This is a genomic window from Stenotrophomonas sp. SAM-B (genome assembly GCF_013387485.1).
Classification (GTDB): domain Bacteria; phylum Pseudomonadota; class Gammaproteobacteria; order Xanthomonadales; family Xanthomonadaceae; genus Stenotrophomonas; species Stenotrophomonas maltophilia_AA.
In genome coordinates, this window is sequence record NZ_JABBXB010000004.1 from 284,939 (window position 1) to 299,502 (window position 14,564).

9 protein-coding genes are annotated in these 14,564 nt (G+C 67.6%); 5 read left to right on the forward strand and 4 right to left on the reverse strand.

Translation table 11 applies throughout. The features are described from left to right. Window positions 1-135 precede the first annotated feature (135 nt). Both dbpA and HH110_RS11440 read right to left on the reverse strand, forming a co-directional pair. The gene (gene dbpA, locus HH110_RS11435; protein WP_176989779.1) at window positions 136-1,518 is read right to left on the reverse strand and encodes an ATP-dependent RNA helicase DbpA; all 1,383 of its coding nucleotides are present in this window, start codon (window positions 1,516-1,518) and stop codon (window positions 136-138) included. Window positions 1,519-1,551: 33 nt separating this feature from the next. Next, complete coding sequence (locus HH110_RS11440; RefSeq protein WP_176989780.1) at window positions 1,552-2,628, reverse strand: YeiH family putative sulfate export transporter; 1,077 nt, start codon at window positions 2,626-2,628, stop codon at window positions 1,552-1,554. Window positions 2,629-2,732: 104 nt separating this feature from the next. Between HH110_RS11440 and HH110_RS11445 the strand changes: the two genes are divergently transcribed. Both HH110_RS11445 and HH110_RS11450 read left to right on the forward strand, forming a co-directional pair. After that, window positions 2,733-3,629, forward strand: coding sequence for a LysR family transcriptional regulator (locus tag HH110_RS11445; protein WP_176989781.1), 897 nt, complete (start codon window positions 2,733-2,735; stop codon window positions 3,627-3,629). A gap of 35 nt (window positions 3,630-3,664) precedes the next feature. Then, window positions 3,665-5,548 (forward strand): ATP-binding cassette domain-containing protein, encoded by a 1,884-nt coding sequence (locus tag HH110_RS11450; RefSeq protein ID WP_176989782.1) that lies wholly within the window; start codon window positions 3,665-3,667, stop codon window positions 5,546-5,548. Window positions 5,549-5,733: 185 nt separating this feature from the next. Here the strand turns inward: HH110_RS11450 and HH110_RS11455 are convergent, their stop codons facing one another. After that, entirely contained in the window at window positions 5,734-6,195 is a 462-nt protein-coding gene (locus HH110_RS11455; RefSeq protein ID WP_019183110.1) for a cytochrome c, read from the reverse strand. 8 nt (window positions 6,196-6,203) lie between these two features. After that, a complete protein-coding gene (locus HH110_RS11460) occupies window positions 6,204-6,596 on the reverse strand; it encodes a c-type cytochrome (protein ID WP_019183109.1) in 393 nt (130 codons plus the stop codon). Window positions 6,597-6,800: 204 nt separating this feature from the next. Here HH110_RS11460 and HH110_RS11465 point away from each other — a divergent pair, with 204 nt between their 5' ends. Genes HH110_RS11465 through HH110_RS11475 form a run of 3 tightly spaced genes read left to right on the forward strand, consistent with a single transcriptional unit; the run spans window position 6,801 to window position 14,547 of the window. Then, window positions 6,801-7,946: an efflux RND transporter periplasmic adaptor subunit gene (locus HH110_RS11465; protein WP_176989783.1), complete on the forward strand. Its 1,146-nt coding sequence runs from the start codon at window positions 6,801-6,803 to the stop codon at window positions 7,944-7,946. Next, complete coding sequence (locus HH110_RS11470) at window positions 7,943-11,452, forward strand: efflux RND transporter permease subunit (RefSeq protein ID WP_176989784.1); 3,510 nt, start codon at window positions 7,943-7,945, stop codon at window positions 11,450-11,452. Before HH110_RS11465 ends, HH110_RS11470 begins: the two co-directional genes overlap by 4 nt. Continuing rightward, a complete protein-coding gene (locus HH110_RS11475; protein WP_176989785.1) occupies window positions 11,449-14,547 on the forward strand; it encodes an efflux RND transporter permease subunit in 3,099 nt (1,032 codons plus the stop codon). The genes HH110_RS11470 and HH110_RS11475 overlap by 4 nt, the downstream gene beginning before the upstream one ends. Window positions 14,548-14,564: the final 17 nt, after the last annotated feature.

Below are 14,564 nucleotides of genomic sequence, written 5' to 3' on the forward strand. Positions count from 1 at the left end.
CGGCAGCCCATGCATCATCCCGTAGTGCCGGCCGCTGGCCGGCACCTCAAACGCCCCGACGAAGGCGCAGCCGACCAACGGTCGGCTCTCCCGCACGCGTGAAGCGATCAGCCGACCCACGGTCGGCTCTACCGCTCAGACATCCATCTTGCGGACGCGGAACCGGCGGCCCTTGATCTTGCCAGCCTCCAGCTGGGCGATCGCCCGGCCGGCCTGTTCGCGTGCAATGGCGACGTACGAGCGCGTTGCGTAGATATCGATCTTGCCGATGTACTTGGCCGCCAGCCCGGCGTCGCCGGTCAGCGCACCGAGGATGTCGCCGGGGCGCAGCTTGTCGGTCTTGCCACCGTCGATACGCAGCGTGGTCATGGCGGCCTGCGGCAGCACCGGCGGGCGGGCGGTGGCCAGCGGCGTCTTCTGCCAGTCCAGCGGCTTGCCCTGGGCGGCTTCCAGCGCATCGGCACGGCTGCGCTCGCGATGGGTCACCAGGCTGATCGCCAGGCCCGTCGCACCGGCGCGGCCGGTACGGCCGACGCGATGCTCATAGGTCTCGATGTCGGTCGGCAGCTCGTAATTGATCACCGCGGCCAGGTCCTGCACATCCAGCCCGCGCGCGGCGACGTCGCTGGCGACCAGCACGTTGCAGCTGCGGTTGGCGAAACGCACCAGCACTTCGTCGCGGTCGCGCTGTTCCATTTCGCCGTGCAGCGGCAGCGCGGAGAACCCGAACTGCTGCAGCGAAATGGCCACATCGTCCACGTCGCGGCGGGTGTTGCAGAACACCACGGCCGATTCCGGCGTGTACTTGAGCAGCAGGCCGGCCAACGCCTTCTGCTTCAGCGCCAGCTCGGTCTCGCAGAACAGATGGCGGATCGCCGGCGCATGGTCGGCGCCTTCCACGGTGACTTCCACCGGGTCACGCAGCAGCACCCGGGCGATCTCGCGGATCTCATCCGGGAAGGTCGCCGAGAACAGCAGCGTCTGGCGGTCCTTGCTGGTGCGGCCGGCGATCTCGCGGATCGGCTCCTCGAAGCCCATGTCGAGCATGCGGTCGGCTTCATCCAGCACCAGGGTGGTCACGCCGCCCAGGTGCAGGACGCGCTTGCGGCCCAGTTCCTGGATGCGCCCGGGGGTGCCGACGACCACCTGCGGATCGTGCGCCTCCAGCGAGGCCAGCTGCGGGCCCAGCGGCATGCCGCCGGTCAGCACCAGCAGTTTCAGGTTCGGGATGCCGGTGGCCAGCTTGCGGATCTGCTTGCCGACCTGGTCGGCGAGCTCGCGGGTCGGGCACAGCACCAGCGCCTGCGCGCGGGTCACGGACGGATCCAGCGCCTGCAGCAGGCCCAGGCCGAAGGCTGCGGTCTTGCCGCTGCCGGTGGGGGCCTGTGCGATGACATCGCGGCGCTCGAGGATGGCCGGCAGGCTCTGGGCCTGCACGGGGGTGAGCGAGGTATAGCCCATGGCATCGATGCCGGGCAGCAGCGCTGGTTTCAGCGGCAGGGAGGAGAATTCAGACATGCGGTAGTGTCGCAGAAGTCCGCCCGGCGTGCCTCAGCCGAGCAGCGCGTGCACGCCGAGATTGATCCCCAGCCCGCCCGCCAGCAGCCAGCCGAACAGCAGCAGCGCCAGCAGCAGCGGCTTCATCCCGGCCCTGCGCAGTGCCGAGGCATGCGTGGTCAGGCCGAGCGCGGCCATCGCCATCGCCAGCAGCACGGTGTCCAGATCGACCGCCGCGCCTACGACGGCCGCCGGCAGCAGCTGCAGCGAGTTGAGCCCGGCCACTGCCACGAAGCCGAACGCGAACCAGGGCACCACGATCTTCGCGCGCTGGCCGTCAGCGGCGCCCGTGCGGCCCCGTGCCAACAGCATCGACAGCCCGATCAGGAACGGCGCCAGCATCATCACCCGCACCATCTTGGCGATCACCGCGGTGTCGGCCGCCGGCGCACTCACCGCGCGCCCGGCAGCGACCACCTGGGCCACCTCATGCACGGTCGAGCCGGTGAATACGCCGTACGCCTGCGCGCTCATCGGAATCCACCCGTGCGCCAGGTTGAGTTGGTACAGCGCCGGGTACAGGAACATCGCGAGCGTGCCGAACACCACCACCGTCGAGACGGCCACGGTCACCTGCTCGGCGCGCCCGCGCACCACCGGTTCGGCCGCCATCACCGCCGCCGCACCGCAGATCGCGCTGCCGGCGCCGATCAGCAGGGCGCTCTCCCTGTCGATGCCGAACCACCGCGTACCGGCCCACCAGGCCAGCGCGAAGGTGCTGGTCAGTACCAGCGCATCGATCAGCACGCCGCTGGCGCCGACCTGGCCGATGTCCTGGAAGGTCAGGCGCAGCCCGTACAGCACGATGCCCGCGCGCAGCAGCCAGTGCTTGGCGAATCCGACCCCGGCACCGGCCTGGGCGGCCAGGCGGGGGTAGAAGGTGTTGCCCACGGCGATGCCGAGCACGATGGCCAGGGTCAGGGCGCTGATCCCGTGCGACTGCAGCCACGGCAACGTCGCCAGGCCCATGGCGGCGGCAGCGACGGCCGCGGTCAGCAGCAGGCCGGGCAGACGGCCGCGCCAGCGCTGGGCGATGGAGGGCGAGGGCAGGGCGGCGGCAGCGGTGTTCACAGTGTTCTCCGGTGGGTTCACGAGCCCAGCCTGCGCGACACTGATCAACCTGTAAAACGCATTATCCGTGTTGTTTCAACCCGTTTGATGCGTTAATAGGTCACATGCATCTCACCCTCCGCCAATGGCAGGTGTTCGTCTCCATCGCCGACGCCGGCACCACGGCCGCCGCCGGGGCGCAGCTGGCGTTGTCGCAGTCGGCCACCAGCGCCGCACTCAATGAACTCGAGAACCAGCTGGCCAGCCCCTTGTTCGACCGGATCGGGCGTCGGCTGGTGTTGAACGCACAGGGGCGGGCGCTGCTCGATCCCGCCCGTGCGCTGTTGGTGGCCGCCGCCGATCTGGAGCGGGTGGGGGGAGTGGGGCAGGCCAACGCCGGCCCGCTGCCCCTGCTGCTGCGGCTCGGGGCCAGCACCACGATCGGCAATTACCTGCTGCCGGCCCGCGTCGCGGCACTGATGAGCAACACCCCGCAGGCCCAGGTCGACCTGCGGATCGGCAACAGCGCCGACGTGGTCACTGCGGTACAGCGCCTGGAGGTGGATCTGGGCCTGATCGAAGGCCCGTGCCACGAGAGTGGCCTGCAGGTGCTGCCGTGGCAGCGCGACGACCTGGTCATCGTGGCCGCTGCGGGGTCGGTGCCCGATCGCATGGACCTCGCTGCGCTGGCGCAGGCGCGCTGGTTGTTGCGCGAGCCGGGCTCAGGCACCCGCGAGGCGGTCGAACAGGCCCTGCTGCCGCACCTGCACCACTTCGCCCGTTCGATGCAGCTGGGCAGCACCGAGGCGATCAAGCAGGCCGCCGCGGCTGGCCTCGGGCTGGCCTGCCTGTCGCGACATGCCGTGGCCGATCTGATCGCTTTGGGCAGCCTGACGGTTGTCGACACCCAGGTGCCGCCGATGTCACGCCAGCTCTGGGTGGTGCGGCATCCGGGCAAGCGGGTGCCCCCGCCGCTGCGGGCGCTGCTGGGGCTGCCTGCGGACGCGTTCGGTCGGGAGTAAGCGACGCGGTTGCCGCCAGACCGTACAATGGTCGGATGCCTCTGATTACTCTGCAAAACGTCGACTTCAGCGTCGGCGGCCCCCTGTTGCTGGAAAAAGCCGAACTGTCGATCGAGCCGGGCGAGCGTATCGCCCTGATCGGGCGCAATGGCGCCGGCAAATCGACCCTGCTCAAACTGCTGTCCGGCGATCACAAGCCCGATGACGGCGAAGTCCGCGTGCAGCAGGGGGTGCGCATCACCCGCCTGGAACAGGAGGTGCCGCACGGTGCCGCCGGCAGCGTCTTCGACGTGGTCGCCGACGGCCTGGGCGAACTGGGCCAGTGGCTGGCCGAGTTCCATCACCTGAGCATGGCCGAAGAATTCGACGGCGATGCGCTGTCGGCCGTGCAGGCCAAGATCGACGCCGCCAACGGCTGGGGCCTGGACCAGCGCGTCAGCGAAACCCTGACCAAGCTCGACCTGGACGGCGATGCCGAATTCGCGCGCCTGTCCGGCGGCATGAAGCGCCGCGTGCTGCTCGGCCGCGCGCTGGTGTCCTCGCCGGATCTGCTGCTGCTCGACGAACCGACCAACCACCTGGACATCGAAGCCATCGACTGGCTCGAAATGTTCCTCAAGAACTGGAACGGCAGCGTGGTGTTCGTCACCCATGACCGTCGCTTCCTGCGTGCACTGGCCACCCGCATCGTCGAGATCGACCGCGGCCAGGTCACCAGCTGGCCGGGCGACTGGGCCAACTACGAGCGTCGCCGCGAAGAGCGGATGAACGCGCAGGCGCAGGAAAACGCGCGCTTCGACAAGCTGCTGGCCCAGGAAGAAATCTGGATCCGCCAGGGCATCAAGGCCCGCCGTACCCGTGACGAAGGCCGTGTGCGCCGCCTCAAGGCAATGCGCAACGATCGCTCGCAGCGCCGCGAACTCGGCGGCAACGTGCGCATGGAAGCCGCCCAGGCGGAGAACTCCGGCAAGAAGGTCATCGACGTCAAGGACATCTCGTTCGCCTTCGGCGAGCGCGTGATGGTCAAGGATTTCAGCACCGTCATTCTGCGCGGCGACCGCATCGGCCTTATCGGACCGAACGGCAGCGGCAAGACCACGCTGCTCAAGCTGCTGCTCGGCGACCTGCAGCCGCAGAGCGGTGAGGTGCGTGCCGGTACCAACCTGCAGATCGCGTATTTCGATCAGTACCGTGCGGTGCTGCGCGAAGACTGGACCGCGATCGAAAACGTGGCCGAGGGCCGCGATTTCATCGAGTTCAACGGCAAGCGCAAGCACGTGCATGCCTACCTGCAGGACTTCCTGTTCTCGCCGGAGCGCGCCCGCGCGCCGATCACCCGTTTGTCCGGCGGCGAGCGCAACCGCCTGCTGCTGGCCAAGCTGTTCGCGCAGCCGTCCAACCTGCTGGTGATGGATGAACCGACCAACGACCTGGACGTGGAAACCCTCGAGCTGCTCGAAGAGCTGCTGAGCGATTACACCGGCACGTTGCTGCTGGTCAGCCATGACCGTGACTTCCTGGACAACGTGGTGACGTCCACGATGGTGATGGAAGGCGACGGCGTGGTCGGCGAATACGTCGGCGGCTATACCGACTGGCAGCGTCATGCCGCACGCGTGGCCGCCGCGGCGGCGTCCGCACCCGCGGTGACGGCCAAGCCCGTTGCGGCGGCCGCTGCCGCGGCGGCGGCGGCCGAGCCGAAGCGCAAGCTGAGCTACAAGGACGCGCGTGAGCTGGAGCAGTTGCCGCTGAAGATCGAAACGCTGGAGAAGGATGTCGAAGGTCTCACCGCCGCGATGAACGACCCCGCGTTCTATCAGCGCAGCGCGCCCGACATGGCCGCGCACAATGCCAAGCTGGCCAAGGTGCAGGCCGAGTTGGATGCCGCATACGCGCGCTGGGAAGAGCTGGACGCCTGATCCGGCAACCGGGCAGGGGAGCCACGCCATGCGTGGCTGATGGCAGCCGACCAGTGCCGGCCGCTGGCCGGCTCCAGGCAATCCCGAGGAGCCGGCCAGCGGCCGGCACTACCTTTCAGGGCTTCATGTCGCCGGACGGAAAGCAGCCGACCAACGGTCGGCTCTACACGTGACGGCTTGCGCCGTCACTTCAACCCGTGCAGATCCCGCAGCTGGGTCGGCCGTGATCCGAAATACGCGGCTAGATCGGCGATGTCCTGATCGCTCAGGTCGGTCGCCTGCGGGGTCATCAGCGCGTGCTGGCGATCCCCCGCGCGGTAGGCCTGCAGGCTGTGCGCCAGGTAATCCCCGTACTGCCCACCCAGTTTCGGGTAGGTCGGGTCGATCGGCTTGTTGCCGTCCGCCCCGTGGCAGTCGATGCAGCTCTGGCCGGTGGCTTTGCCCTTGACCTGGGCACGCGCCTCACCGGCGGCGATGCGACCGGCCGGCAGGCCGGCGGAGGAGCCGGACCCGTGTTCACCACTGGCGTGGCCCGGATCGGCGGCGGAATCTGCGCTGTTCTCCACCTGTGACTGCGAACACGCAGTCATCAGCAGGGCAACGGACAGGGCGATGGCGTAACGCTGGAGTGGCGTGGCTTTCGACATGAGCGCGCTTATTTGACGGTGGACAGGTAAACAGCGAGATCGGCGATCTCCTGTTCGCTGAAACTCATCGACTGCGCCTGCATCGTCGGATGCTTGCGCTTGCCGTGGCGGTACTCGGTCAGCGCCTGGCTGAGGTACTCACGGGTCTGCCCGCCGATCTTGGGCACTTTGTAGCTGGGGTAGGCGTTCTTGTACCCGGTGATGCCATGGCACCCCTGGCACGTGTAGGCCAGCACCCGGCCATTGTCGAACCGGCCGGTGACGGCGGCAGGCGCCGGCGCGGTGGCGGCCGGAGCGGGTGTGGCAGGTACGGCAGGAGCGGGTGTTGCGGCCTGTGCGGCGGCCCCGAGGGGCAGGAGGACGGCCAGAACGAGACAAGCGGCGAGCGGCTGCGGGCGCATGATGTCCTTTTCCGATAAACGGGTCTGGTCGTTCCGGCGTGGGGTACGGAACTGGGGCGAGTATAGCCTGCCATTTCATCTAGCTGAAACCGGGTCCCGGAAGCCATCGCCGCAGGTCACCATGACCTTTGGGATATGGTGTGGTCGTGACGTGGTGCATTACTTTGCTACCACACCTGCCCACGCATCCTTAGGGACACGACGATGTCGCGACAATCTTTCCTGCCCGGCCGCACCGGACGCTGTGCCGCTGCACTGCTGATCACCACCACGCTGCTGCTCAGCGGCTGTGGCGGTGCCGGTCCCGCCGAAGCCCAAGCGGCTGAAAAAGACGGCAAGGCCGAAAAGGCCGCCGACGCAGTGCCGGTCGAAGCCGTCGCGGCCAGCCGTCGCGCCGTCGCCGCCAGCTACACCGGCACCGCCGCACTGGAGCCGCGGGGCGAGTCGCAGGTGGTCGCCAAGACCTCCGGCGTCGCGCTGGCGGTGCTGGTCGAAGAAGGTCAGCAGGTGCGTGCCGGGCAACCGCTGGTGCGGCTGGACCCGGACCGTGCACGCCTGGCGGTCGCCCAGAGCGAAGCACAGCTGCGCAAGCTGGAGAACAACTACCAGCGCGCCCAGAAACTGGTCGGTCAACAGATGGTCAGCGCCGCCGACGTCGACCAGATCAAGTACGACCTGGAGAACGTCCGCGCGCAGTACCGGCTGGCCACGCTGGAGCTGTCCTACACCACGGTGATCGCGCCGATCTCGGGCGTGATCGCCTCGCGCTCGATCAAGACCGGCAACTTCGTGCAGATCAACACGCCGATCTTCCGCATCGTCGACAACTCGCGCCTGGAAGCCACGCTCAACGTCCCCGAGCGCGAACTGGCCACGCTGCGCCCGGGCCAGCCGGTCACGCTGATCGCCGATGCGCTGCCGGGCAAGACCTTCCCGGGCACGGTGGACCGCATTTCGCCGGTGGTCGATGCCGGCAGCGGCACGTTCCGCGTGGTCAGCGGCTTCGGCGAAGACGCCGAGGGCCTGCAGCCGGGCATGTTCGGCCGCATCCGGATCGACTACGACCAGCGTGCCGACGCCCTGGTGGTGCCGCGCCTGGCGCTGCTCGACGACGGTGAGCCGGCGGTGTTCCGCGTCCGCGATGGCAAGGTCGCGCGGGTGCCGGTCAAGCTCGGGTATGCCGAAGGCCCCTGGGTGGAAGTCCGCGAGGGTCTGGCCGCGGGTGACCAGGTCGTCACCGCCGGCAAGGTCGCGCTGCGCGATGGCACCGCGGTGCAGGTGATCGGCGCCAAGCCGGCCGCCACCGCCGCTGCGAAACCGGCACCGGCCAAGGCGGAGAGCCGTCAATGACAGCGGCCGGCAACGACCACGGCAACGATCCGCACCAGGGCGAGCGCCCGGGTGCCCACGGTGGCGGCCTGGTGGAGTTCGCCACCCGCCGCCGCGTCACCATCGCGATGTTCACCGTCACGCTGATGCTGTTTGGCTTCATCGCGCTGGGCAATCTCAAGGTCAACCTGCTGCCCGACCTGAGCTACCCGACCCTGACCGTGCGCACCGAGTACACCGGTGCGGCCCCGGCGGAAATCGAAACGCTGATCACCGAACCGGTCGAAGAGGCCGTCGGCGTGGTCAAGAACCTGCGCAAGCTCAAGTCGATCTCGCGTACCGGGCAGAGCGATGTGGTGCTCGAGTTCGCGTGGGGCACCAACATGGACCAGGCCAGCCTGGAGGTGCGCGACAAGATGGAAGCGCTGAACCTGCCGCTGGAGGCGAAGTCTCCGGTGCTGCTGCGTTTCAATCCGTCCACCGAGCCGATCATGCGCCTGGTGATCTCGGCCAGGACCGACACCTCCAGCGACGCCGAAGCCGTGCGCCAGCTCACCGAGCTGCGCCGCTATGCCGATGAAGACCTGAAGAAGAAGCTGGAGCCGGTCGCCGGCGTGGCCGCGGTGAAGGTCGGTGGTGGCCTGGAGGATGAGATCCAGGTCGACATCGACCAGCAGAAGCTGGCCCAGCTCAACCTGCCGATCGACAACGTCATCAAGCGGCTCAAGGAAGAGAACATCAACATCTCCGGCGGTCGCCTGGAGGAGGGCTCTCAGCGTTACCTGGTGCGTACCGTCAACCAGTTCGCCGATCTGGAGGACATCCGCAACCTGTTGGTGACCACCCAGAGCAGCAACGGCAGCGCCGCCGATGCAGCGATGCAGCAGATGTTCGCGATCGCGGCCTCGACCGGCTCGGATGCCGCCGTGGCCGCTGCCTCTGCCGCGCAGAGTGCGTCCAGCAGCAGCTCCACCAACATCGCCAACGGCGTGCCGGTGCGGCTCAAGGACATCGCCACCGTGCGCCAGGGGTACAAGGAACGCGAAGCGATCATCCGCCTCGGGGGCAAGGAAGCGGTCGAGCTGGCGATCTACAAGGAGGGCGACGCCAACACGGTGTCGACCGCCGAGGCGCTGCGTGCGCGCCTGGAGCAGATCAAGGGCCAGGTCCCCGGCGATGCCGAACTGACCACGATCGAAGACCAGTCGCGCTTCATCGAACATGCCATCAGCGACGTCAAGAAAGACGCGGTGATCGGCGGCATCCTCGCCATCCTGATCATCTTCCTGTTCCTGCGCGATGGCTGGAGCACGTTCGTGATCAGCCTGTCGTTGCCGGTCTCGATCATCACCACGTTCTTCTTCATGGGCCAGCTCGGCCTGAGTTTGAACGTGATGTCGCTGGGTGGGCTGGCGCTGGCCACCGGCCTGGTGGTGGATGACTCCATCGTGGTGCTGGAGAGCATCGCCAAGGCGCGCGAGCGCGGCCTGAGCATCCTGCAGGCCGCCATTGTGGGTACCCGCGAAGTGAGCATGGCCGTGGTCGCCTCGACCCTGACCACCATCGCGGTGTTCCTGCCGCTGGTGTTCGTGGACGGCATCGCCGGCCAGCTGTTCCGCGACCAGGCGCTGACCGTGGCGATCGCGATCGCGATCTCGCTGCTGGTCTCGATGACCCTGATCCCGATGCTGAGCTCACTGAAGGGCCGCCCGCCGCTGGCGTTCCCGGAAGAGCCCGCGCATCAGCCGTGGCAGCCGGACAGCCGCTGGCTGAAGCCGGTCGCCGGCAGCCGTCGCGGCGTGGGCACGCTGGTGCGCTGGATCTGCTTCGGGATTGCCTGGTCGGTGATCCGCGTCTGGCGCGGCCTGGTGGCCGTGATCGGGCCGGTGATGCGCAAGGCCAGCGATGTGGCGATGAAGCCGTACGCCGGTGCCGAGCGCGGGTACCTGAAGCTGCTGCCGGGCGCGCTGCATCATCCGGGCAAGGTGCTGGGGCTGGCGGCGCTGGCCTTTGTCGGCACGATGGCGCTGGTGCCGATGCTCGGTGCGGATCTGATCCCGCAGCTGGCCCAGGACCGCTTCGAAATGACCGCCAAGCTGCCGGCCGGCACGCCGCTGAAGCAGACCGATGCGCTGGTCCGCGAGATGCAGCTCGCCCATGCCAAGGACGACAGCATCGCCTCGCTGTATGGCGTCAGTGGCAGTGGCACCCGGCTGGATGCCAGCCCGACCGAGAGCGGCGAGAACATCGGCAAGCTGACCGTGGTGATGGCCGGGGGCGGCAACGCGCGCACCGAAGCGGCGATCACCGAGCGGCTGCGCGAATCGATGCAGCAGCACCCCGGCGTGCAGGTCGACTTCGCCCGCCCGGCGCTCTTCAGCTTCTCCACGCCGCTGGAAGTGGAGCTGCGCGGCCAGGACATGGCCACGCTGGAAACCGCCGGCAAGGCGCTGGCGGCGATGCTGCGCAACAACCCGCACTACGCTGACGTCAAATCCACGGTGGAAGAGGGCTTCCCGGAGATCCAGATCCGCTTCGACCAGGAGCGCGCCGGTGCGCTCGGCCTGACCACGCGGCAGATCGCCGATGTGGTGGTCAAGAAAGTGCGCGGCGACGTGGCCACGCGCTACAGCTTCCGCGACCGCAAGATCGATGTACTGGTGCGTGCCCAGGAAGGCGACCGGGCCAGCGTGGAGAGCATCCGCCGCCTGATCGTCAATCCGGGCAGCACCCGGCCGGTCACGCTGGATGCGGTGGCCGAGGTGGTCGCCACCAACGGCCCGAGCGAGATCCACCGCGCCGACCAGACCCGCGTGGCGGTGGTCTCGGCCAACCTGCGCGACATCGATCTGGGCGGCGCCGTGCGCGAAGTGCAGGACCTGGTCGCCAGGCAGCCGCTGGGGGCCGGGGTCGGCATGCACATCGGCGGGCAGGGCGAGGAGCTGGCCGACTCGGCACGCTCGCTGGTCTTCGCCTTCGGGCTGGCGATTTTCCTGGTCTACCTGGTGATGGCTTCGCAGTTCGAATCCCTGCTGCACCCGTTCGTCATCCTGTTCACCATCCCGCTGGCCCTGGTCGGTGCGATCCTGGCGCTGATGCTGACCGGCAAGCCGATCTCGGTCGTGGTGTTCATCGGCCTGATCCTGCTGGTGGGGCTGGTGACCAAGAACGCGATCATCCTGATCGACAAGGTCAACCAGCTGCGCGAGGCCGGTGTGCCCAAGCGCGAGGCACTGGTGGAAGGGGCACGCTCACGCCTGCGGCCGATCATCATGACCACGCTGTGCACGCTGTTCGGCTTCCTGCCGCTGGCGGTGGCGATGGGCGAGGGCGCGGAAGTGCGCGCGCCGATGGCGATCACCGTGATCGGCGGCCTGCTGGTCTCCACCCTGCTGACCCTGGTGGTGATTCCGGTGGTGTACGACCTGCTCGACCGTCGTGGCGATGCCTACTACCGCGAGCGCGGTCGTCACCTCAAGACACCGCTGGCCGGCACCGGCCATGACGCAGCCCAGGAGCCGGCATGAGCATTGCCGAGTTCTCCATCCGCCGGCCCATCACCACGATCATGTGTTTTGTGTCGTTGGCGGTGGTGGGCCTGATCGCCTCGTTCCGGCTGCCGCTGGAAGCGCTGCCGGACATCTCCGCCCCGTTCCTGTTCGTGCAGGTGCCGTATACCGGCTCCACCCCGGAGGAGGTCGAGCGCAACATCATCCGGCCGACCGAGGAAGCGCTGGCGACGATGACCGGGATCAAGCGCATGCGCTCCTCGGCCACCTCCGAAGGCGCCAGCATCTTCATCGAGTTCACCGACTGGGACCGCGATATCGCCATCGCGGCCTCGGATGCGCGTGAGCGGATCGATGCGATCCGCAGCGACCTGCCGGACGACCTGCAGCGCTACAACGTGTTCAAGTGGTCCAGCAGCGATGACCCGGTACTGAAGGTGCGCCTGGCCAGCGCCACCGACCTGACCGGTGCCTACGACATGCTCGACCGCGAGTTCAAGCGGCGGATCGAGCGCATCCCCGGCGTGGCCCGGGTCAACATCTCCGGTGCACCGCCGAACGAGGTGGAGATCGCGATCAGCCCCGATCGCTTGACTGCCCACAACCTGAGCATCAACGAGCTCAGCGACCGCCTGCGCACGCTGAACTTCTCGATCTCGGCCGGGCAGATCGACGATAACGGCCAGCGCGTGCGCATCCAGCCGGTCGGCGAGATCACCGACCTGCAGGAACTGCGTGATCTGGTGATCGACAACAAGGGCCTGCGCCTGGGCGACATCGCCGAGATCCGGCTCAAGCCCACCCGGATGAACTACGGCCGCCGCCTGGACGGCAACCCGGCCGTGGGCCTGGATATCTTCAAGGAGCGCAGCGCCAATCTGGTCGAGGTCTCGCGCGCGGCACTGGCCGAGGTCGAGGCGATCCGCACGCAGCCCTCGATGCGCGATGTGCAGATCAAGGTGATCGACAACCAAGGCAAGATGGTGACGTCCTCGCTGCTGGAGCTGGCCGAGGCCGGCGCGGTGGGCCTGCTGTTGTCGATCACGGTGCTGTTCTTCTTCCTGCGCCACTGGCCGTCCACGCTGATGGTGACCCTGGCGATCCCGATCTGTTTCGTGATCACGCTGGGCTTCATGTATTTCGCCGGCGTCACCCTCAACATCCTCACCATGATGGGCCTGCTGCTGGCGGTCGGCATGCTGGTGGACAACGCCGTGGTGGTGGTGGAGAGCATCTACCAGGAACGCGAGCGGATGCCCGACCAGCCACGGCTGGCCTCGATCATCGGCACCCGCAACGTGGCCATCGCGCTCAGTGCCGGCACGCTGTGCCACTGCATCGTGTTCGTGCCGAACCTGTTCGGCGAGACCAACAACATCAGCATCTTCATGTCGCAGATCGCGATCACGATCTCGGTCTCGCTGCTCGCCTCCTGGCTGGTGGCGGTGAGCCTGATCCCGATGCTGTCCGCGCGCATGCAGACGCCCAAGCTGGTGCATTCGGAGACGGGCGTGATCGCACGCCTGCAGCGCCGCTACGCGACGCTGCTGCAGTGGACGCTGGAGCACCGCGGCTGGAGCGTGTTCGGCATCCTGATGGTGGTGCTGGTCAGCCTGGTGCCGATGAAGCTGACCAAGATCGACATGTTCGGGGGCGAGGGTGGCCACGAGGTGTTCATCGGCTACAACTGGAAGGGCGCCTATACCTTCGGCCAGATGTCCGAGGAAGTAGCGCGCGTCGAACGTTACCTCGATGACAACCGCGCGCAGCTGCACATCACGCAGGTGTATTCCTGGTACAGCGAGCAGGAAGGCAGCAGCACCATCGTGACCTTCGACACCGAGCATGCCAAGAACATGCCGGCCGTACAGGAAGCACTGCGCAAAGGCCTGCCGCGCTCGGCGCGTGCCGACTACGTGGTCGGCAATTCGGGCGAGGGCAATGGCGGCAGCGGCAACAACCAGGTCCAGGTGCAACTGGTCGGCGACTCGACCAAGATGCTGCAGGAGATCGGTGAGGAAGTCGTGCCGCTGCTGGCCCAGCGCAAGGAACTGCGCGACGTGCGCATCGACAACGGCGAGAAGGGCAGCGAGCTGTCCATCCACGTCGACCGCGAGCGCGCCGCCGCGTTCGGCTTCAACGCCGAGCAGGTCGCCAGCTTCGTCGGCCTGGCCCTGCGCGGCGCGCCGCTGCGCGAGTTCCGCCGTGGCGACAGCGAAGTGCCGGTATGGGTCCGCTTCGCCGGTGCCGAGCAGAGCAGCCCGGAAGATCTGGCCAGCTACACCGTGCGTACCGGCGACGGCCGCTCGGTGCCGCTGCTGAGCCTGGTCGATGTGGCGATCAAGCCCTCGGCCACGCAGATCGGCCGCACCAACCGGCAGACCACGCTGACCATCAAGGCCAATCTGGCCGAGAAGGTCACCGTGCCGGAAGGCCGCAAGGCGATGGAGGAGATGCTCAAACCGATGAGCTTCCCGGCCGGCTACACCTTCAGCTTCGACGGCGGCGACTACGGCGACGACAACGAGGCGATGGCGCAGATGATGTTCAATCTGGTGATCGCGCTGGTGATGATCTACGTGGTGATGGCCGCGGTGTTCGAGTCCCTGCTGTTCCCGGCAGCGATCATGAGCGGCGTGCTGTTCTCGATCTTCGGTGTGTTCTGGCTGTTCTGGATCACCGGCACCTCGTTCGGGATCATGTCCTTCATCGGCATCCTGGTGTTGATGGGCGTGGTGGTGAACAACGGCATCGTGATGATCGAGCACATCAACAACCTGCGCCGCCGCGGCATGGGCCGGACCCAGGCGCTGGTGGAAGGCTCACGCGAACGCCTGCGCCCGATCATGATGACGATGGGCACCGCGATCCTGGCGATGATTCCGATCTCCATGACGGACACCCAGCTGCTCGGAGACGGCCCGCCGTATTACCCGATGGCGCGCGCCATCGCCGGCGGCCTGGCGTTCTCCACCGTGGTCAGCCTGCTGTTCCTGCCGACCATCTACGCGATGCTCGACGACATGAGTACGGCGGTGTCACGGATCATTCGTCGCGCGCGTGGCCGTGGCGTGGATGCCCCGGTGGTCGAGCCGGGCGCAGAATCGGTTTGAGGGTGCATGGAGGCCCG